This window comes from Streptomyces sp. NPDC037288 (assembly GCF_055603265.1).
The window spans coordinates 56,237-76,875 of sequence record NZ_JBVJVY010000013.1 but is presented as its reverse complement, the minus strand read 5'-3'; the positions used below and the strand labels follow the sequence as shown (position 1 = coordinate 76,875).

Here is a 20,639-nt window from a genome sequence, read left to right as displayed (position 1 = left end):
CCTCGGGGCTCCTACGAACCCAGGATCGAGGCGAGGAACTCCCCGACCCAGCCCAGCAGTTCGCGGCCGACCAGCGGCTTGCCGCCGACCTTCGCGGTCTTCGGGCGCGGTACCAGCACCTGGTGCACGGCCGGCTTGATGACCGTGCCCGGGTACAGGCGTTTGACCCGCAGTTCCTGCGACTCGCGCAACTCCACCGGTGCGAAGCGGATGTTGGTGCCCTGCAGGACGATCTCACCGACGCCGCACGCGCGCGCGAGCATCCGCAGCCCCGCCACCAGCAGCAGGTTCTCCACCGGTTCGGGCAGCTTGCCGTAGCGGTCGGTGAGTTCCTCGCGGACGGCCTTGATGTCGTCCTCCGAGTTGGCGGAGGCGATGGCCCGGTACGCCTGCAGGCGCAGGCGCTCGCCGGGGGCGTAGTCGTGCGGGACGTGCGCGTCGACGGGCAGCTCGATCTTGACCTCGAGCGGCGGCTCCTCCTCGATCTCGCCGGTCTCCAGCTGGCGCCGGTAGTCGGCGACGGCCTCGCCGACCATGCGGACGTACAGGTCGAAGCCGACACCCGCGATGTGGCCGGACTGCTCGCCGCCGAGGAGGTTGCCGGCGCCGCGGATCTCCAGGTCCTTCATCGCCACGTACATGCCCGCGCCCATCTCGGTGTGCTGGGCGATGGTCGCCAGGCGCTCGTGGGCGGTCTCCGTGAGCGGCTTCTCCGGCGGGTACAGGAAGTAGGCGTAGCCGCGCTCGCGGCCTCGGCCGACCCGGCCGCGCAGCTGGTGCAGCTGGGACAGGCCGAAGGTGTCGCCGCGCTCCACGATCAGCGTGTTGGCGTTGGTGATGTCGATACCGGACTCGACGATCGTCGTCGACACCAGGACGTCGAACTTCTTCTCCCAGAAGTCGACGACGACCTGTTCCAGCGCCGATTCCGACATCTGGCCGTGGGCCGTGGCGATGCGCGCCTCGGGGACGATCTCGCGCAGCCGGGCCGCCGCGCGGTCGATGGACTCGACCCGGTTGTGGATGTAGAAGACCTGGCCCTCACGCAGCAGTTCGCGGCGGATGGCCGCGCCGATCTGCTTCTCCTCGTACGGCCCGACGAAGGTGAGCACCGGGTGGCGCTCCTCCGGGGGCGTGGTGATCGTGGACATCTCGCGGATGCCGGTGACCGCCATCTCCAGGGTGCGCGGGATGGGCGTGGCGGACATGGTCAGCACGTCCACGTTCGCGCGGAGCTTCTTCAGCTGCTCCTTGTGCTCGACGCCGAAGCGCTGCTCCTCGTCGACGATGACCAGGCCCAGGTCCTTGAACTTCGTCTCGGAGGAGAACAGGCGGTGGGTGCCGATGACGACGTCCACCGCGCCGTCCTTCAGGCCTTCCAGGACGGCCTTGGCCTCGGTGTCGGTCTGGAAGCGGGACAGCGCCTTCACACTCACCGGGAACTGCGCGTACCGCTCCGAGAACGTCCCGAAGTGCTGCTGCACCAGCAGGGTCGTGGGCACGAGCACGGCCACCTGCTTGCCGTCCTGTACGGCCTTGAAGGCGGCCCGCACCGCGATCTCGGTCTTGCCGTAGCCGACGTCGCCGCAGATCAGGCGGTCCATGGGGACGGACTTCTCCATGTCCTCCTTGACCTCGGCGATGGTGGTGAGCTGGTCCGGGGTCTCCGCGTAGGGGAAGGCGTCCTCCAGCTCGCGCTGCCAGGGCGTGTCGCCGCCGAAGGTGTGGCCGGGGGCGGCCATGCGCGCGCTGTACAGCTTGATCAGGTCGGCGGCGATCTCCTTGACGGCCTTCTTCGCGCGTGCCTTGGTCTTCGTCCAGTCGGCGCCGCCGAGCCGGTGCAGGGTGGGCGCCTCGCCACCGACGTACTTGGTGATCTGCTCCAGCTGGTCGGTCGGGATGTAGAGGCGGTCGCCGGGCTGGCCGCGCTTGGCGGGCGCGTACTCCACGACCAGGTACTCGCGCGTGGCGCCCTGCACGGTGCGCTGCACCATCTCGATGTAGCGGCCCACGCCGTGCTGTTCGTGGACGATGTAGTCGCCCGGCTCCAGGGTGAGCGGGTCGATGGTCTTACGGCGGCGGGCCGGCATCCGGGCACCCTCGCGGCCGGTGGCGCGCTGGCCGGACAGGTCGGTCTCGGTGAGCACGGCGAGTTTCAGCGCCGGATCGACGAGGCCGTACTCGATGGAACCGCAGGAGACGTGCACCACCGACGGGCTCAGCTCGCCGAGGTCGGCGTCGAGCCGGGCGGCGATGCCCTCGCCGCCGAGCACCTCGACCGTGCGGGCGGCCGGGCCGTGGCCCTCGGTGACGAACACCGCGCGCCAGCCGTCGGCGAGCCAGCCCTTGGTGTCGGCGAGGGCCCGCGCGGTGTCACCGCGGTAGGTCTCGGGTGCGTGCATGCCGAGCTTGAGGGTGCCCGCGTCGAGCTCTTCGTCGGCCGCGAAGGGGGACACCGACCACCACATCATGTCCCGCTCGCGCGCGCGGTCGCGGACGTCGGCGATGGACCACAGGGAGGCGGCACCGACGTCGATGGGCGCCTCGCCACCACCGGCGGTGGCCGCCCAGGACGCCTGCAGGAACTCCTGGCTGGTCGCGACGAGATCGGCCGCACGCGTGCGTACCCGCTCCGGGTCGCAGACCACGGCCATGGCGCCCTCGGGCAGCACGTCCAGCAGCAGCTCCATGTCGTCGACGAGGACGGGGGCGAGGGACTCCATGCCCTCGACCGCGATGCCCTCGGCGATCCTGTTCAGGAGCTCGCCGAGCTCCGGGTGTTCCTCGGCGAGGGCACGCGCGCGTGCGCGCACGTCGTCGGTGAGCAGCAGCTCGCGGCACGGCGGTGCCCACAGGCCGTGCTCGGCGACCTCCAGGGAGCGCTGGTCGGCGACCTTGAAGTAGCGGATCTCCTCGACGTCGTCGCCCCAGAACTCGATGCGCAGGGGGTGTTCCTCGGTGGGCGGGAAGACGTCCAGGATGCCGCCGCGCACGGCGAACTCGCCGCGCTTCTCCACCAGCTCCACGCGCGCGTAGGCGGCGGCCGCGAGGGCCTCCACGACGTCGTTCAGGTCGGCGCTCCGGCCCTGCTTCAGGGACACCGGCTCCAGGTCGCCGAGGCCCTTGACCTGCGGCTGCAGCACGGAACGTACGGGTGCCACGACGACGGAGACCGGGCCGGTCTCGGGGTCGTCCGGGCTCGGGTGGGCGAGGCGCCGCAGGACGGCGAGACGGCGGCCGACGGTGTCACTGCGCGGGCTGAGCCGCTCGTGCGGCAGGGTCTCCCAGGAGGGGTACTCCACGACGCCCTCCGGGGGGAGGAGGGAGCGCAGGGCTGCCGCCAGGTCCTCGGCCTCGCGGCCCGTCGCCGTGACCGCGAGCACGGGGCGGCCGGCCTCGCGGGCGAGGGCGGCGACCGCGAAGGGGCGGGCCGCCGGGGGGCCGACGAGGTCGACGTGCATGCGGTTGCCGTCCGCGGCCGCCGTGATCGCTTCCGCGAGGGCGGGGTCCTTGACGACGGCGTCGAGCAGACCGTGCAGGCTCATGGGGGCTTTCCGTCCGGGGTGGGCAACGCAAGTAGCCCGGCGCGGGTGGCAGCCGGGGCTGTCCAGCCTACGACGCCGGCGGCGTTGCCGTCGGGGCCTGTGGACAACCCTCGGGAACTGCACCGGCACAACAGCCCGGTGCCGGGAAGCCTTGTCGGCTCCCCGGCACCGGGTCTTCCCCCGCAACCCCCGTATGCGGTGGTCGTCGGCCCGGCCCGCGCGGCTAGTCCGTCGCGATGGCGTTCAGTACGTTCATCCGGCCCGCACGGAACGCCGGGACCAGCGCGGCGAACAGGCCCACGAAGGCCGAGGCGACGAAGACCGTGATGATCGTGGGCCAGGGGATGTCCAGGACGTTCAGCCCGTCCAGGGCGAGGAGCCTCTGGGCGGTCGCGCCCCAGCCCATGCCCAGGCCGAGGCCGAGCAGGGCGCCGAAGACGGCGATCACCACGGACTCCAGGCGGATCATCCGGCGCAGCTGGCGGCGGGAGAGGCCGATGGCCCGCATGAGGCCGATCTCCCGGGTCCGCTCGACCACCGACAGCGCCAGGGTGTTCACGACACCCAGGACCGCAACGATGATCGCGAGTGCCAGCAGGCCGTAGATCATGTTCAGCAGCTGGCCGATCTGGTCCTTCAGCGCCTTCTTGTAGTCGGTCTGGTCGCGGACGGTCAGGTCGGGGTTGTCGTGCAGGGCCGACTTCAGCGCCTTGTAGGCGGCTGCCTGCCGCCCGTCCTGGGCCGTGGCGAAGAGGAGCTCGTCCAGCGGCATCCTGTCGGCGGGCACGTACTTGGCCATCGTCTGGACGGACGTGTACTTCGCGCCCGCGTCGATGAGACCGTCGCTGCTGGTGATGGCCCGTACGGTCAGGTGGCCCGTGGAGCCGTCCGCGAAGGCGACGGCGATCCTGGAGCCGAGCCGGATGCCGTGCTCGTCGGCGAACTTGTCGGGAACCGACATCGAGTCGGGCCGGTAGGCGTCCTTCAGCTCGCCGGCGACCGTCTTGGTCCGCACGTCGCTCGCGTAGGTCGGGTCGGCGGCCATGATCGTGGTCTTCTTGAGGGTCGTGCCGTCCGGCATGGTGAGGTCCGCGTCGGTCCACTTGTACTCGGTGACCCGCTTGAGGCCCGCCGTCTCCTTGACGGCCTTGGCCGCCTGCGGGGCGATGAGCCCGCCCGGGGTGTCGCTCCGGACGATGAAGTCCGCGCCGACGGTCTTGTCGAGCTGGTCGGTGGCCGAGGCGACCATGGAGGAGCCGACCACCGACAGACAGGCCACCAGGGCCAGGCCGATCATCAGGGCCGCGCCGGTGGCGCCGGTGCGGCGCGGGTTGCGCAGCGCGTTGCGCTCGGCCATCCGGCCCACGGGGCCGAAGATCCGCAGCATGACCGCGCCGAGGACCCGGACCAGACCGCCGGCGAGCAGCGGGCCGATGACGACGAACCCGACCAGCGTGGCCACCACGCCCAGGCCCAGCCATCCCGAGCCCGCCTTGGCCTTGTCGGCGGTGGCGGCGACGTACAGGCTCCAGCCGCCGGCGGCGGTGAGGACCAGGCCGGTCACGGCCCGGACGGCGCCGGCCCTGGCGTCGGTCGGGGCACCCGCGTCGCGCAGCGCGGCCATCGGGGAGACCTTGCCGGCGCGCCGGGCGGGCAGGTAGGCGGCCAGGACGGTGACCAGGACACCGAGGAGCAGGCCTACGGCGGGGGTCGTCCAGGCGACGGTCAGGTCGTCGGTGGACAGGTGCATGCCCATCCTGCCCATGAGCTTCATCAGGCCGACGGCGATGCCGACGCCCGCGCCGACGCCGAGCAGGGAGCCGATCACGCCGAGCAGCAGCGCCTCGATCAGCACCGACCGGTTGACCTGCTTGCGGGAGGAGCCGATGGCGCGCATCAGGCCGATCTCGCGGGTGCGCTGGGCGACCAGCATGGAGAAGGTGTTGATGATCAGGAAGACGCCGACGAGGAGGGCGATGCCGGCGAAGCCGAGCATCGCGTACTTCATGACGTTCAGGAAGCTCTTGAGGCTCTTCTGGTTGGCGTCGGCGACCTCCTTGGCGGTCTGCACCTTGTAGGCGTGGCCGAGGGCCGCGGTCACGTTCTTCTTCAGCTGCGCGTCGGTCACGCCCTGGGCGGCGGTGACGTTGACGTTGGTGTAGACGCCGGTCTTTCCGGCCAGGGTCCGCTGGGCGGTTTTCGTGTCCAGGTAGAAGATCGCCGCGCCCGGGTTGGTGACCTTGAAGGCGGCGATGCCGGACACGCGCGCGTGGTGCGTGCCCACGACGGAGATCATGCCGATCTCGTCACCGAGCTTCAGGTGGTGCTTGTCGGCGGTGTCCTCGTCGACCATGACCTGGTCGGGGCCCTGGGGCGCCGCACCGGTGGTGATCTTCATGGTGCGGGCGTCGTTGCCGTTCCAGCTGCCGACGATGGTGGGCGCGCCGCTGCTGGGCGACAGCTTGTCCTTCTTGGCGTCGATGACGGTCACCGAGGTGGAGAACACCGTCCCCTCGGCCGACTTCACGCCCCGCGCCCCGCGGACCTCGCCGAGCACGGCGGCCGGCATGACCGGCGGCTTGCCGGTACGGGAGGTCGTCTCACCGGTGTCGGAGGAGCCCTTCGCGCTGACCGTCACGTCCGAGGCCGTGGCCTGGAAGAGCTTGTCGAAGGTGGTGTTCATCGTGTCGGTGAACACCAGCGTGCCGCACACGAACGCCACCGACAGCAGGACCGCGACCGCCGAGAGCGCCATACGGCCCTTGTGCGCGAAGAAGTTGCGCATCGAGGTCTTCAGGACGGTCATGACGTACGTCCCCGGGCGTCGAAGTCCTTCATGCGGTCCAGTACCTGATCGGCCGTCGGCTGGTACATCTCGTCGACGATCCGGCCGTCGGCGAGGTAGAGCACGCGGTCCGCGTAGGAGGCGGCCACCGGGTCGTGGGTGACCATGACGATGGTCTGGCCGAGTTCGTCCACCGAACGGCGCAGGAAGCCGAGCACCTCGGCACCCGCGCGCGAGTCGAGGTTTCCGGTCGGCTCGTCCCCGAAGATGATCTCCGGGCGGGCGGCGAGCGCACGGGCCACGGCGACACGCTGCTGCTGCCCGCCGGAGAGCTGGGCCGGCCGGTGCCTGAGGCGCCCGGCGAGCCCGACGGTCTCCACCACGCGGTCCAGCCACGCCCGGTCCGGCTTGCGCCCTGCTATGTCCATGGGCAGCGTGATGTTCTCGAGGGCGTTCAGCGTCGGCAGCAGGTTGAACGCCTGGAAGATGAACCCGATCCGGTCCCGGCGCAGCTGGGTGAGCTTCTTGTCCTTCAGGCCGGTGATCTCGGTGTCGTCCAGGAAGATCTGACCGCCGGTCACGGTGTCGAGCCCGGCGAGGCAGTGCATCAGCGTGGACTTGCCGGACCCGGAGGGGCCCATGATCGCGGTGAACTGGCCGCGCATGATGTCCACGTCAACGTGGTCGAGGGCGACGACACGGGTCTCGCCGGACCCGTACGCCTTCACGACCTGCCGCGCCCGCGCGGCAACGGCCGTACGCCCTCCAGTGCCCCCGTGCCTGGGAATGGTCACAGCCGATGTCACGGTATGTCTCCTAAGTCGGTCCTGCTGCTCGGCAGGTCTGCGGATGGGCCCCGGCGTGCCGGGGAGTCGTCCTGGGTACGTCGATGAGTCTCGTGTCCGGCGGGGGTGCCGCGCGCTGGTGCGAAGCCCCCTCTTACCGTGGGGAAAACCCCACCCCGCCGGTTCCGGCAGCCGCCCCCAGCGGCGTAAAGCCAGGTTAAGGACGGCACCGGGAGCATCTCGTCCTCCGGGGGGACGAACGCTCCCCGAGCCGTAGTACCGAGATACCCCTAGGGGAGCTCCACCGCGGGGTGGAGACGTTCTCGGGGTCGACTCCACCCTTGGTCGCGAACAGCCTCCACCCTCCCGTCGCGTGAGGGTCAATGGGAAGCTGGCCTTCCGGAGATGGGTGCAAGGGGCACGGGGAGGGGACGTCCGGTGGGAGGTACGACACCCGCGATACGCAAGGGGGCCGCGCAGGGCCCCGGGACCCGCCGGCGGGGCGCGGTGGTCGCCGCGCTGATGCTGGCGATGGCGCTGGCCGCACTGGACGCCACCATCGTCTCCACGGCCGTACCGCAGATCGTCGGCGACCTCGGCGGGTTCTCCGTCTTCTCCTGGCTCTTCTCCGGCTACCTGCTCGCCGTGACCGTCACGCTCCCCGTCTACGGCAAGCTGTCCGACACCTTCGGCCGCAAGCCGGTACTGGTGGCGGGCGCGGCGGTGTTCCTGCTGGGCTCGCTGCTGTGCGCGGGCGCCTGGAACATGGCGGCGCTGATCGCGTTCCGGATCGTGCAGGGCCTGGGCGGCGGGGCCTTGCAGGGCACCGTGCAGACGCTGGCCGCCGATCTGTATCCGCTGGCGGAGCGCCCGAAGATCCAGTCCAAGCTGTCCACGGTGTGGGCGGTGTCGGCGGTGGCCGGGCCGGGCCTGGGCGGGATGCTCGCCGCATACGCCGACTGGCGCTGGATCTTCCTGATCAACCTGCCGATCGGCTGCGCCGCGCTCTGGCTGATCGTCCGCCATCTGCACGAGCCGGAGCGGGAGAAGCCGGAGAGCCCGGACAGCACGGCACGCGCGCGTGTGGACTGGGCCGGCGCGCTCGCGGTGTTCGCGTGCGGCGGGGTCCTGCTGACCGCGCTGGTGCAGGGCGGGGTGGCCTGGCCGTGGCTGTCGGCGCCGTCGCTGGCCCTCTTCGGCACGGGCCTGGCGCTGGCCGGTGCGGTGGTCGTGGTGGAGCGGCGGGCCGCGCAGCCGATCATCCCCGGGTGGGTGTGGCGGCGCCGGACCATCGCGGCCGTCAATCTGGCGCTCGGCGCGCTGGGACTGCTGATGGTGGCGCCGAGCGTGTTCCTGCCGACGTACGCGCAGTCGGTGCTCGGACTGGCTCCCGTGGCCGCCGGGTTCGTGCTGTCGGTGTGGACGCTCAGCTGGCCGGTGTCGGCGGCGTTCAGCCAGCACGTCTACCGGCGCATCGGCTTCCGGGACACCGCGCTCCTCGGCATCGGCCTGGCCGCGCTGATCCTGTGCGCGTTCCCGTTCCTGCCCTACCCCGGCTCGTGGTGGCAGCCGGCGCTGCTGATGCTGCTGCTGGGCGGGGCGCTCGGGCTGTTCCAGCTGCCGCTGATCGTCGGGGTGCAGTCGACGGTGGGCTGGTCCGAGCGGGGCACCACGACCGCGTCGGTGCTGTTCTGCCGGCAGACCGGACAGACCGTGGGCGCGTCGCTGTTCGGCGCCGTCGCCAACGGGGTGCTGGCCGCCCGGCTGGGCGGCGCGGGCGACCTGGACTCCGTCACGCGCGCGTTGGACGCCGGAACGGCCCCGGAGGCGACCCGGCGGGCGATCGCCGACGCGGTGCACGCGGTGTACCTCGGCGCGGCGGGCGCGGCGGCCCTGGCCTTCCTGGTGCTGCTGCTGGTGGCACCACGGCGGTTCCCGGTGCGCGAGGAGTGAGCAGGCCGGCCGGCGGTCAACACGGGTAACACCGGGGCCGACCCGTTTCCGTGCAGTAAGCGCATACCGACCGGCCAGTTCGGTGAAAACGCCGCGCGGCCCGGAACGCACGAGTAGCGTGCGTGGCCCCACGCCCCCACCTCCCTGCGGTCCGCCGCCACGGACCCGAGCCGCGCAAGGAGCCCCGGGATGTCCTACGACCCGCCGCACCCGCCGTACACCCAGCCCCAGCCGCCGTACGCCCAGCCCCGACCGCCGTACGCACAGCCGTCGTACGCGCAATCCCAGCCGTCGCACACCCCCTCCCAGCCGTCGTACACCTACCCCTGGCAGCCCGCGCCGCCCGAGCCGCCCCGCCCGGGGCACCGGCCGCCCCGCGAACCCCTCGGCCACCACAGCGACCTGCGGGTGCTGCGCAGCGCCTACCGCTGGCAGCGGCGTACCGCCACGCTCACCGCGCTGGGCTACTTCACGCTGTTCCTGGTCCTGTCCGCGTCCGCGCCCGGCTTCATGACGCGCACGGTCGCCGACGGCATCCCCGCCGGACTGCTGCTCGCCCTGATCCAACTTCCCGTCACCTGGCTGGCGATCGCCCTGTACGAGCACACCGCACGCCGGCACGTCGATCCGCTCGCGGACCGCATCCGCAGGGAGACCGAGCTGGACGCACGCCGAGGAGCGACCCGGTGACCGGCGCCGCCGGCTCCCCCGCCGTGGGGGGCTTCACCGGTTTCAGCGACTCCGGCCAGGCCATGTCCCTGGTCGCCTTCTCCACCGCCGCCACGGTGACCCTGCTGCTGTGCGTGATGACCGGCCCCGACCGGGACGACCTCGACGAGTTCTACACCGGCTACGGCTCCCTGTCCCCGCTGCGCAACGGCCTCGCCATCGCCGGCGACTACATCTCCGCGGCCACCGTCCTCGGCACCGGCGGAGTGATCGCCCTGTGCGGCTACGACGGCGTCGTCCTCGCGCTCAGTACGGCGCTGTCGCTGATGCTGCTGATGTTCCTGCTGGCCGAACCGCTGCGCAACGCCGGCCGGTTCACCATGGGCGACGCGCTGGCCCGCCGGCTGCCGGGCCGCTGTGTGCGCATCACGGCCTGCGCGGTGACGATCGCCGCCCTGCTGCCGCTGATGCTGGTCCAACTCGCCGGAACCGGGCAGCTGATGGCGTTCATCCTGGGCTTCTCCAACGAGTCGCTGAAGACCGGATGCGTCGTGGGACTCGGCGCCCTGATGATCGCCTACGCGGCGATCGGCGGCATGAAGGGCACCGCGCTCATCCAGATCCTGAAGATCGTGATGCTGCTCGGTTCGGGCGCCGTGGTCGCCGTACTGATCCTGCACCGCTTCGACTGGGACCCGGGCGCCCTGTTCGCCGCGGCCTCGCGGCAGAGCGGCGCCGGCCCGGCCTTCCTGCACTCGGGGCTGCAGTTCGGCACCTCGGGCAGGTCCCGCCTCGACATGATCGCCTCGCAGCTGACCGTCGTGCTCGGCGGCGGCGTCCTGCCGCACATCACCATGCGCATGTACACCGCCTCCAGCGCCCGCCAGGTACGCCGCTCGATGTCCTGGGCGGTGTCGATCGTCGCCCTGTTCGTGCTGGTCATCACGGTGGTGGGGTTCGGCGCCACGGCCCTGGTCGGCCGTGCCGTGATCGCGGGGGCCGACCCGCAGGGCAACACGGCCTATCTGCTGGGCTCGCGCGCGGTGTTCGGCGCGGACGTGTCGACGGCGGAGACCTTGCTGTTCACCCTGGTGACGACGGCGATCTTCCTGACCCTGCTCGCGTCGGTGGCCGGGATGATCCTCGCCTGCGCCAACTCCCTCGCCCACGACGTGTTCGCGGCCCGCGTGCAGGAGATGCCGGCCCGGCGCGAGATGGCCCTGGCCCGCTTCTCCGCGCTCGCCATAGGCGCGCCGACGATCCTGCTGGCCACCCTGGTGCAGCACCACAGCCTGCAGCCCCTCGTGACGCTCTCCTTCTGCCTGGGTGCCTCGGCCATCGCACCCGCTCTGGTCTACGGGCTCTTCTGGCGCCGCTACACCCGCAGCGGACTGCTGAGCACGCTGATCGGGGGCTCACTGACCGTGCTGCTGCTCATGCCGGGCACCAATCTGGTCTCCGGCTCACCCGTCTCGGCCTTCCCGCACGCCGACTTCAACTGGTTCCCCTTCACCACCACCGGCATCGCCTCCATCCCGGCCGGCTTCTTCTTCGGCTGGCTCGGCACGGTGCTCTCCGGCCGCACCAAGGCGGAACGGCAACGCCACCAGTACGAGGCGGTGGAGGGCCGAATTCTGGCGGGGGCGGTGCGGGAGGGAGGCTGACGGGGCGGCGAGCGGGGCTGCTATTCCGGCGACGTCCTCCCCGTCAGGGAGATCAGGTTGCTCCGGGCCTCGTCCATGTGGGCCCGTACGTCGTCCCAGGCGTCGCCGTGCTCACGCAGCACCCGTTCCGTCTCCCGGGCGATGCGTTCCTCGTGCACGCGCGCGTCGGCGATGATGTCGGCGGCACGCGCGCATGCCTCCTCCTGACTGCGGCGCGCGAACTCCTCGGCCTCGCCGAGGACCCGCTCGGCGTCGGCCAGTGCGGCCTCGGCCCGGCTCACCCGCTCGGCGTACCGGGCATCCAGGGCGGCGATCCGCTCGGCCTCCTCGCGCTCGGCCTCGGCCCACCGCTCGGCCTGTTCCCGGGACAGCTGGGCGGTCAAGCCGGTCGTGCGCTGCCGCACCTCGCGCAACGCGGCGAGCATCTCCGCGCGCCCCTTCCGCACCTCGCGCCGCGTCCTGACGCGGATGCCGTCGGCCTCGGCGCGCGCGGCGATGAGCCGCCGGCGGGCGTATTCGTCCGCGTGCACGCGGAGCGCGTCCGCCGCTTCCTGCGCCTTCCGGCGTGCGCTGTCGGCGCGTGCTTCGGCCTGCGCGACCTGCCGGTGCGCCTCACGCCGCGTGCGCTCCCGCAGGTCCGCCGCTTCCTCCTGCACGAGCTGGAACAAGCGCCGTGCGCGCCCTCCCAGCAACTCGTACGTCTGCGGCGGGAGCTGGGCGACGACCTCGCGCATCCGCGCGGCCTCCGTCTCCATGTCCTTGGCGAGCACGGTCAGCCGCGCGGCACGTTCCCACGCGGCATCGCGGTCGCACGACAACGCCTCCATGTAGGCGTCGACCTGGTCGGTGCGGTAGCCGCGCCCCCGGACGGTCACAAAGCCGTGCGGCGACTTCGATGCACTGCTCACCCTGGGAACCCCTCTCCACCGGATATACACGACAGAATGATTTCGCGCATATCTTGATGGATCGGACGTAAGCGTTCATAACGCGACACTCCGCGGTCACGTCACGCTCGCCCTCGCGCATTTCACGCCCGGGGTGCAGTGAATATGCCGCCCCGGTCTGGCGCGAGAGAACGGCGGCGCCCACCCGTTCGGCCCACAGACACGACCAGAAACGCGTCGTGCCCTTCACGCACGCGTGAAGGGCACGATCACTTCCGCCGGGCGGGCGTCCCTACAGCAGCCCGTCCCACATCTGTTCCAGCAGCACCGACCACCAGCTCTCCGGCGAACCGAGCGCCGCCGGGTCGAGGGCGGCCAGCTGCGCCTGGAAGTCGACGGTCCAGCGGCCCGCCTGCTCCTGGTTCAGTCCGTGCCTCAGCCGCCACATCCGGCCCAGCAAGGCCAGGCAGCGCGCGAACTCCGGCAGCCCGCTGTTCACGAACTGCGGCGGCACCGGTGCACCGCCCGGCCCCGCCTCGACCGGCACGGCCACGATGTTCGCCGTCCCGTACTGCACACAGACCGCCTTGCCGAAGTCGGTGCCCATGACGAGGTACGAGCCCGCGTCCGCCGCCGGCTGCACTCCCCGCTCGGCCGCCAGCTCCGCCAGCGTGGGCACCGGGCGGCCCGGCTGGGCCTGCGCCCAGAAGAACGGGCCCATGTCCATCGGCAGACCGGCCACCACCAGCGTGTGCGCCACGACCGGCGGCACCCCCTGCCGGGACACCGCCTGCTGCTCGAACCGGAAGACCCCCGGCCCGAACACCGCCGCCAGTTCCTGCCCGATGGCCTCCGGCGGGATCACCGGGGCGGCCTGCACCGGCGTCAGCGGCGCCCGCACCGGCGCCGGCCGCGCGGGACCGTCCGCCACCTGGTGCAGCTCACCCTGGTGCGCCAGCAGCTGCTGCATGCCCTGCTGCCTGCTCGCATGGTCCGTGCCGTACGGCGCGATGCTCGTGATCCGCGCCTGCGGCCACTGCTCCCGGATCATCCGCGCACAGTAGGCGCCCGGCAGCGCGCACGACTCCAGCTCCGTGTGCAGCTCCAGCACCTGGTCCGGCGGCACGTTCATCGCACGCAGCTCGTGGAAGATCTGCCACTCCGGGTGCGGGGTGCCCGGCGCCGAACGCCGGATCAGCTGCTGTTCCGAACCGTCCTGCGCGCGGTAGCGCAGCACCGCCTGATAGCCGGGCCCGACCGTCGGCTGCGCCTGCTGCGGATACCCGTACGCGGGCGGCTGCCCCGGAACCGGCGCGCCCGGCGGCGGCATCGCACCCGGAGGCATCGGCTGCGGCGCACCCGGAGGCATCGGCTGCGGCACACCCGGAGGCATGCCGGGAGCGCCCGGCGCACCGAGTGCGCCGGGAGCCTGCGGCGGCGGGGGCGCGCCCGGACCTGCCACGGGCGGCGCCGCCAGCACCGTCTCCGCGTGGTGCACGGTCCCGCGCCCGCCCCCCGGAGCGCCCGGGGCGCCGGGAGCGCCGGGACCCGCAGGGGCTCCCGGAGGTTGCGGCGCCCCAGGCGCGGGCGGCATGCCGGGGGCGCCCGGAGCCGCAGGAGCGCCGGGCGGATGGGGCATGCCCGGAGCGCCAGGAGCATGCTGCGCGCCCGTACCCGGGACACCAGGGGCACCCGGCGGCTGCGGCGTACCCCCGCCCACCTGGCTGGGGTCGGCCAGCATCGTGGCCGCCTGGTGCACGTTGCCCGGAGGGGCGGCGGGCGGATGGGGGGCGCCCGGAGCATTCGGCGCGCCCGGCGCCTGCGCCCCTTCCGCGCCACCGGGACCTTCCGGCCCGAGCGCCGACACCAGTTGCGTCGGCACATACCCACCGGCAGGCGCACCCGGCGCCGGCGGCGGCGCCGCACTCCCCGGCCGTGCGCCCGGCGCGCCGGGGGCACCCGGCGGCGGAGGCGGCGTGCCCGCTCCGCCGCGCGCCCTCTTCGGCGGCGGCGCGGCCTTGCTCGTCGCGGCATCCGCGATGTCCCCGGCGTTCGGCGCGAGATGCCGCGCGGACGCACCGGCGTCGACTGGAGCCTGCGGCGCGCCCGTCGCACCACCCGGCGCCTGCGGGTAGCCGTAACCAGGAGCAGCCTGCGGGGCGCCGGGAGCCTGCGGATAGCCGTACGTCGGGGCGCCCGGGGGCGGTGTGCTGCCCTGCGGAACGCCCGGCGCGCCAGGAGCGGCGGGGGGCGGGAGCGGCGTGCCGGGCGCCGACGGGTACGCGGGTACGCCCGGCGCAGGCGTCCCGGGAGCCGCCGGCGGCTGCGGGTGGCCGTACGGCGGTGTACCGGGCGGCGGCAGGGGCGTACTGCCCTGCGGAACGCCCGGCGCACCGGGAGCAGCGGGCGCCCCGGGTGTACCAGGCGCGCCCGGCGTGTGCACGATGCCAGGCGCGCCCGGCGGGAAGCCCTGCGCGCCCGGCGTGTTCGAAGGATCGAGCGCCGGGGCGACCGCCGTCGGCGGCAGCTGGCTGCCCCCCGACATGAGCGCCGTCTTCGCATCCGGTGCGCTCACCGGCGGCCGGGGAGCCACGTCGTCGGAGTCGCTCAGCGGCGGCGCGAACACCGTCGCGGGCAACGGCACCGAACGGTCGTCCTCACCGGGGTCCGCGTTCGTGTCGGTACCGGCCCAGGGCGTGGCCCCCACCGGCACCTCCGCAGGAGGCGCACCGTGCGGAGCAGGCGCCCCGGGCACACCGGCCGCGCCCGGCGCACCCGGCCCGCCCTGCGCCCCTCCAGGCGCCCCGGACACCCCGGCAGCCCCCGCCGGCACCCCGGCCTGCGTCTGTGCCAGCCCCGCCCCACCGGACGAAGCCCCGCCACCGACACCGGCCGCCTCTGCACCGGCACCAGCACCAACGCCGGCGCCCGTGCCCGAACCATCGGAACCCGCGACCGAAGCCCCGGACGCCGCGCCAGCCCCGGCCCCGGCCTCAGCCCCCCGATCCCCGATCCCCAGCTTGTCCGCCGCCTCCTGCAGCCACTCCGGAGGAGTCAGCAGGAACGACGTCTGGTTGAGGTCCACCCGGGCAGCCGCCGGCGCCGGGACCGCGTCCCGCGGCTCATCGGCACGGCCGTACTCCTCCTCGTACCGGCGGATCACCTCACCCACCGGCAGCGCCGGCCACAGCGTGGCCTCACCGCTGTCCCGGGCGATCACCAGCCGCTGCGCACCCGCGTCCGACCGCGGCCCCTCCGCCCGGTCCTCACCCCACACCACGAAACCCAGCTCGAACTCCCGTACCCGCACCTCACGATGCTGGTACGCGGGCACGTCACCGTTGATCCACTCCTCGGCGCGCTCCTGCGCCTGCGCGTAGGTCACCATCGCCTGAAACTCACTCCCCCACCGGGCCGGACGACGCCGCACCGGAAGACACCGGAACGACACGGGCGAAACCGCCGTCGACCATCAGATTCGCCACCGTCTCCAACTCCGGCGGGCTGCCCGCCAACCGCGACAGGAAGGCGTCGAAGTCGTCACCGCACGGCAGCAGCAGACGCTCCACCCGCTCCGCCGGCGGCCACGACGGATCCACGTCCCGCACGTCGTCGTACGCGCAGAACCACACCGAACCGGGCCGCTCGCCCTTCACCTTCACCGCGAGCAACCCGCCCTGCACGAACGCCACCCCGAGGTAATCCTTCGTCAGATGGTCACGCAGGCACTTGTTCACGTACACCAGGTCGTTGACCGCCGCCTCGTCCCGCACCGTGAAGAACGGCTGGTCCAGCAGCAGACCCAACTCGGCGTCCAGCGCCGTACCCACCGGCGCACACCCGCCCGCCGCCTTCAAGAACGAGCGGTACGCGCCCGGAAGCCGGTAACCCAGGTCCTCCTCGACGCCCTGCACCTGCGCCTCGGACACCGCCACACCCGACTTCGGCAGTCCGAAATGCGCCGGCCGCGTCTCCTGCAACGGCCGCGTCCCGCGCTTGCCGTGGTCCACCGACGCCGTCGCCACCCCACCGTGATGCCGCAACAACGCCTTCACCTCGACCGGAACCAGCTCCAGCCGCCGCGTCCCCACGACGTGATGCCACGTCCAGCCGTGCGGCGTCGCCACATCCGGCACCGTGTCCCACAACTCGTGCCGCTCCGCCGCCAGCGCCGCGTTCGCCGACACATAGTCCGTCAGCCGCAACTCGTCGACACCGAAACCCTCCGGAGGCTCGGCGATCTCCACCGCCACGCGCGCGTACGGAGAGAAATCCGGGTAACCCCGCTCATCGACCCGTACCCCTCTCGGGTGACGCGCCGCCCGGACCGGATCCGGGAAGTGCACGACCTGCCCGGCGTAGGCCGCGTTCGGCGGCACGGCTTGTCCCCCGGCCTGGCCGCTGGGCGGTGTCCCCAGCCCGAGCCGACCTGTCGTCATGGCGGTAGCCCCCTGCGGCGTTCTCTCTGGCCTCAATCGGCGGTGTCGATCGCGAACGGCGACAGCCTATGCGGTACACGAACCCGGGTCACCGGCCCACCGCATCCCCGGGGAAACCGGCCCTCCGCTTCCGTGACCAGCCGTCACCCCACCGTGACCACCCACCCCCGCATCGGGCGTGTCGCACCGCCCCAGCTTCCGCACCGGCCACGGCATTTGGCACCCTGTGTCCTTCGGGGGAAGCCGGGGCACACCCGGGGAGGGGAAAACGATCATGAACACCTTGCGGACCGGAGGTACCGACGTGCGGGCCGGTGACCCACGCATCGACTGGAGCGGCACCGACACACCCCCCACCCCCACCCTCCGCCACCGCCGCGACGGCATCCTGCCCACCGTCGCCGCCGCCCTCTCCGTCCGCGGCGCCACCCTCACCGGCACCGCCGCCCGCAGCGACCAGCCACCCGCCCTGCACCCCCTCGTCCAGGACTTCCTCGACGCCCTCACCAGCGGTGAACGCGACCGCTTCACCGGCCGCTGTGCCGAAACCATCCTCATCTCCCGGCACATCACCGCCGCCGACGCCGCCCGCAGCAAACGCGCCGCCCGCAAAGCCATGACCAACAGCGAAGCGCGCAAAGCACTCAAACACGCCAAACTCACCGCCCGCCGCATACGCGAGGACGGCGACCCCCTCCACGGCAGCTTCGCCACCCCCTGCCGCGCCTGCACCGCCCTCAGCGCCCACTTCGGCGTCCGCATCGTCGACCCCACGGCAACCGACGGCTGACCCGCGCCGTCAACCCCAGTACCACCGCACCGCACCGCACCGCCGGCACGACGCATCACGCACGACGCACGACGCACGAGACGGACGAAGGGCAGATGCACCCCGAACACGCCACCACCCCCAAGCCCGCCACCCGCCACGAGCACGGGGCCACCCCAGCCCGCTTCCCCGTACTCGTCGACGCCGCCCTGCGCGCCGCCGGCTGGCAACCCGGACGCTGGGACATAAAGCAGGCCGAGATCTGGGCCGACGCCCTCCGCGACCACACCTCACCCGCCGGACACCGGCACACCGTCTTCCCCGCCGCCGTCGAGGCCTGGGCCGAATTCGGCGGCCTGACCATCACCCCCAACGGCCCCGGCCGCCAGATCGCCCCCGCCACCCTCCGCCTCGACCCCCTCCACGGCCTCCACCACGCCCGCACCCTCGGCGACCTGGGCCGGGCCCTCGGCACCGAACTCTGCCCCCTGGGCGAGGAAACCGACACCGCCGCCACCCTCGCCATCGACACCGAAGGCCGCGTCTACACCCTCGACCACACCGGCGACTGGTACGTCGGCCCCGACATCGACCACGCCCTCGCCACCCTCGTCACCGGCATCGAACCGGTACGCCTCACCGCCGGCTGAGACACCGGACCGGCACCGCCGGAATCACACCCCGGGACCGACACCACCGGGAGCACCCCCGGACTCACACCGCCGGAATCACCGCCGACACCCGGAAACCCCCCGCGTCCGTCGGCCCCGACACGAACACCCCGCCCAGCGCCACGACCCGCTCCCGCATCCCCACCAGACCGTTCCCCCCCGACGGCAACCCCGCCGCCGACGCCGACCCCGGCTCCGGCGGCGGCCCGTTCTCCACCTGCATCGCGATCTCCGACACCCGATGCGCCAGCCGCACGTGCGTCTTCGCGCCCGCCGCATGCTTGTGGACGTTCGTCAACGCCTCCTGCACCACCCGGTACGCCGTCTGCTCGACCGGAGCCGCATACGACCGCACCTGCCCCTCCACCGACAGATCCACGACCATCCCCGCCGCCGCCGACTGCCCGATCAACTCCTCCAGCTCCGACAGACACGGCCCGTCCTCGACCACCACCCGCGAGGCCGCAGCCGCAGCCGCCTCCCCCACCCCCGCCAACGGCATCTCCCGCACACGCCGGCCCACGCCCTCCCCCGCCCGCAGCACCCCGAGCATCTCCCGCAACTCGGTCAACGCCTGCCGCCCCATGTCCCCCACCAGCGCCGCGTTCTTCACGGCCTTCTCGGGATCCTTCCGCGCCACCGCCTGCAACGCCGCCGCGTGCACGACCATGAGACTCACCCGGTGCGCGACCACGTCATGCATCTCCCGAGCGATCCGCGTCCGCTCCTCGTTGCGCGCCCACTCGGCCCGCTCCTCCGCCCGCTCGGCGAGCAACTGAAGCTCGCGCTCCAGCGAGTCCGCCCGCTCCCGCAGACTCTCCATCAACCGCCGCCGAGCCCCCACATACAGCCCCAGCAGCAGCGGCGGAGCCGTCAGCCCCAACGCCGTCGTCACCGCCGCGAACGGCACGAACCCGTCACCCAGCGTCAGGTCCCCCCGCGCCATGTCCTGCCGCACCCGCACGAACGTCACCACCGCCGTCCCCACCAGCGACATCCCCGCCAGCGCCCCGATGACCCGCCGCGGCAGCTCACACGAGGCAAGGGTGTACAGGCCGACGACACCCAGCAGAAACCCCATCTGCGCGGGCGTGATCGCGATGGCGACGAGAACGACGGCGATCGGCCACTTCCGGCGCACGAGCAGCACAGAACCGGCGATCAGACCGAAAACGATCCCCACCGACACCGGAATCCCGGCATCCCTGGCAAACGGGATCCCCTCCGCCGCACACTCCACGGCCGACACCAGCGCGAGACTCCCGTCGAGTACCGCACTGCGCCACCTGGCCCACCACCAAGGCCCGGTCAGGGCCCCGGTCCGCTCTTCCCCCGTCGTGGTCATACCTCCAGCCTACGGGCGGCAGTCAGGCCTTTTCCGGTGGCTTTCCCCTACCACCACACACCACACTCCGTAACCGAACGAACTCGAAACCCACCGGTATCCCTCGAACTGGTGAACCCTTCCCGTTCGACCCTGGAACGGTTCATTCCGGCCGGACGGTGTGCGTATGACACACGCACCTGGCAAGTACGCCGACTTCGAAGGCCTGCGGGAGCAGGCGGTCGCCCTGCGCCGGGCAGGTTTCAGCCTCCGCCGGATCCGCGACGAGCTGAAGATCTTCAACAACGACATCCTCAACCGGCTGGTGAAGGGGGAACCGCCGCCGGAGTGGACCAAGCGCCCGAACGCGAAGGACGACCTCAGGGCGAAGGCTCGCGAGCTACGGCTCCAGGGCCGGACCTACGACCAGATCGAGGCGGAGCTGGGGTGTTCGCGCAGCTCGGTGTCGCTGTGGGTGCGGGACCTGCCGAAGCCGGAGCCTCGGTACACACCGGAGGAACAGCGCGCGCTCATGCAAGAGGGCTTGGCCAGGCGCCGCGCCGCAGAGAGGGAGAAGCGGGAGCGGTCCAAGGCGGCTGCGCTGCGGGATGTCGGCGAACTGACTGATCGCGAGCTCTTCATGGCGGGCATCGCCCTCTACTGGGCAGAAGGGTCCAAGAGCAACCCGTACGACCGCCGCGAGCGCGCGATCTTCGTCAACAGCGACCCCGGCGTGATCAAGACCTACCTGGCCTGGTTGGACCTGCTCGAGGTGGACCGCGAGCGCCTGACCTTTCGACTGCTCATCCACGAGTCGGCAGACGTCGACGCGGCGCATCGCTTCTGGGCTTCCGTGGCCGACATCGACACGTCGGTCTTCGCGAAGCCGACGCTGAAGAAGCACAACCCGAAGACCGTTCGCAAGAACACGGGAGGCGACTACCACGGCTGCCTGGTCATCGGCGTAGCCAGAAGCGCTCACTTGTACAACCGCATCGAAGGCTGGTGGGCCGGAATCGTGGCCCAGGCCGAGGCACGTCTCGGGTAAGGTCTGAGGCGCTGTCCCCCGTGGTGTAACCGGCAGCACACTAGATTTTGGATCTAGCAGGACAAGGTTCGAATCCTTGCGGGGGAGCCATGGCACACAA

At 72.2% G+C, this 20,639-nt stretch carries 13 protein-coding genes and 1 tRNA gene; 7 read left to right on the top strand and 7 right to left on the bottom strand.

What is annotated here, in order from left to right:
* Positions 1-11: 11 nt before the first annotated feature.
* The 3 genes from mfd to ACZ7GZ_RS17535 all read right to left on the bottom strand — a co-directional run bounded on the left by mfd (position 12) and on the right by ACZ7GZ_RS17535 (position 7,136).
* Positions 12-3,545 carry a transcription-repair coupling factor gene (gene mfd, locus ACZ7GZ_RS17545; protein ID WP_471024959.1) on the bottom strand — a complete coding sequence of 1,178 codons (3,534 nt, stop codon included), beginning with the start codon at positions 3,543-3,545 and terminating at the stop codon, positions 12-14.
* 223 nt (positions 3,546-3,768) lie between these two features.
* Positions 3,769-6,351: an ABC transporter permease gene (locus ACZ7GZ_RS17540; protein WP_471024957.1), complete on the bottom strand. Its 2,583-nt coding sequence runs from the start codon at positions 6,349-6,351 to the stop codon at positions 3,769-3,771.
* Positions 6,348-7,136: an ABC transporter ATP-binding protein gene (locus tag ACZ7GZ_RS17535; RefSeq protein WP_471024955.1), complete on the bottom strand. Its 789-nt coding sequence runs from the start codon at positions 7,134-7,136 to the stop codon at positions 6,348-6,350. Before ACZ7GZ_RS17535 ends, ACZ7GZ_RS17540 begins: the two co-directional genes overlap by 4 nt.
* Positions 7,137-7,553: 417 nt before the next feature.
* Between ACZ7GZ_RS17535 and ACZ7GZ_RS17530 the strand changes: the two genes are divergently transcribed.
* The 3 genes from ACZ7GZ_RS17530 to ACZ7GZ_RS17520 all read left to right on the top strand — a co-directional run bounded on the left by ACZ7GZ_RS17530 (position 7,554) and on the right by ACZ7GZ_RS17520 (position 11,401).
* Positions 7,554-9,068, top strand: coding sequence for an MFS transporter (locus ACZ7GZ_RS17530; RefSeq protein WP_471024954.1), 1,515 nt, complete (start codon positions 7,554-7,556; stop codon positions 9,066-9,068).
* 189 nt (positions 9,069-9,257) lie between these two features.
* Positions 9,258-9,758 (top strand): DUF485 domain-containing protein, encoded by a 501-nt coding sequence (locus tag ACZ7GZ_RS17525; protein WP_471024953.1) that lies wholly within the window; start codon positions 9,258-9,260, stop codon positions 9,756-9,758.
* A 62-nt stretch (positions 9,759-9,820) separates the two neighbouring features.
* Entirely contained in the window at positions 9,821-11,401 is a 1,581-nt protein-coding gene (locus tag ACZ7GZ_RS17520) for a sodium/solute symporter (RefSeq protein WP_471025098.1), read from the top strand.
* 20 nt (positions 11,402-11,421) lie between these two features.
* Here the strand turns inward: ACZ7GZ_RS17520 and ACZ7GZ_RS17515 are convergent, their stop codons facing one another.
* The 3 genes from ACZ7GZ_RS17515 to ACZ7GZ_RS17505 all read right to left on the bottom strand — a co-directional run bounded on the left by ACZ7GZ_RS17515 (position 11,422) and on the right by ACZ7GZ_RS17505 (position 16,727).
* Entirely contained in the window at positions 11,422-12,309 is an 888-nt protein-coding gene (locus tag ACZ7GZ_RS17515; RefSeq protein WP_471024952.1) for a cellulose-binding protein, read from the bottom strand.
* 271 nt (positions 12,310-12,580) lie between these two features.
* Positions 12,581-15,676 carry an SUKH-4 family immunity protein gene (locus ACZ7GZ_RS17510; protein WP_471024951.1) on the bottom strand — a complete coding sequence of 1,032 codons (3,096 nt, stop codon included), beginning with the start codon at positions 15,674-15,676 and terminating at the stop codon, positions 12,581-12,583.
* A 10-nt stretch (positions 15,677-15,686) separates the two neighbouring features.
* A complete protein-coding gene (locus ACZ7GZ_RS17505) occupies positions 15,687-16,727 on the bottom strand; it encodes an SMI1/KNR4 family protein (RefSeq protein ID WP_471024949.1) in 1,041 nt (346 codons plus the stop codon).
* 274 nt (positions 16,728-17,001) lie between these two features.
* Here ACZ7GZ_RS17505 and ACZ7GZ_RS17500 point away from each other — a divergent pair, with 274 nt between their 5' ends.
* On the top strand, positions 17,002-17,517 hold the full coding sequence (locus tag ACZ7GZ_RS17500; RefSeq protein WP_471024948.1) for a YwqJ-related putative deaminase: 516 nt from the start codon (positions 17,002-17,004) through the stop codon (positions 17,515-17,517).
* Positions 17,518-17,612: 95 nt separating this feature from the next.
* A complete protein-coding gene (locus ACZ7GZ_RS17495; RefSeq protein WP_471024947.1) occupies positions 17,613-18,146 on the top strand; it encodes an SUKH-3 domain-containing protein in 534 nt (177 codons plus the stop codon).
* A 64-nt stretch (positions 18,147-18,210) separates the two neighbouring features.
* On the opposite strand, the gene ACZ7GZ_RS17490 is transcribed toward ACZ7GZ_RS17495, so the two are convergent.
* Positions 18,211-19,512 carry a sensor histidine kinase gene (locus ACZ7GZ_RS17490; protein WP_471024945.1) on the bottom strand — a complete coding sequence of 434 codons (1,302 nt, stop codon included), beginning with the start codon at positions 19,510-19,512 and terminating at the stop codon, positions 18,211-18,213.
* A gap of 166 nt (positions 19,513-19,678) precedes the next feature.
* On the opposite strand from ACZ7GZ_RS17490, the gene ACZ7GZ_RS17485 reads away from it, so the two are divergent.
* Together ACZ7GZ_RS17485 and ACZ7GZ_RS17480 are read left to right on the top strand one after the other, a co-directional pair.
* Positions 19,679-20,539, top strand: a complete 861-nt coding sequence (locus tag ACZ7GZ_RS17485) for a hypothetical protein (protein WP_471024943.1) — start codon at positions 19,679-19,681, stop codon at positions 20,537-20,539.
* Positions 20,540-20,553: 14 nt separating this feature from the next.
* Positions 20,554-20,629, top strand: a tRNA-Gln gene (locus ACZ7GZ_RS17480).
* Positions 20,630-20,639: the final 10 nt, after the last annotated feature.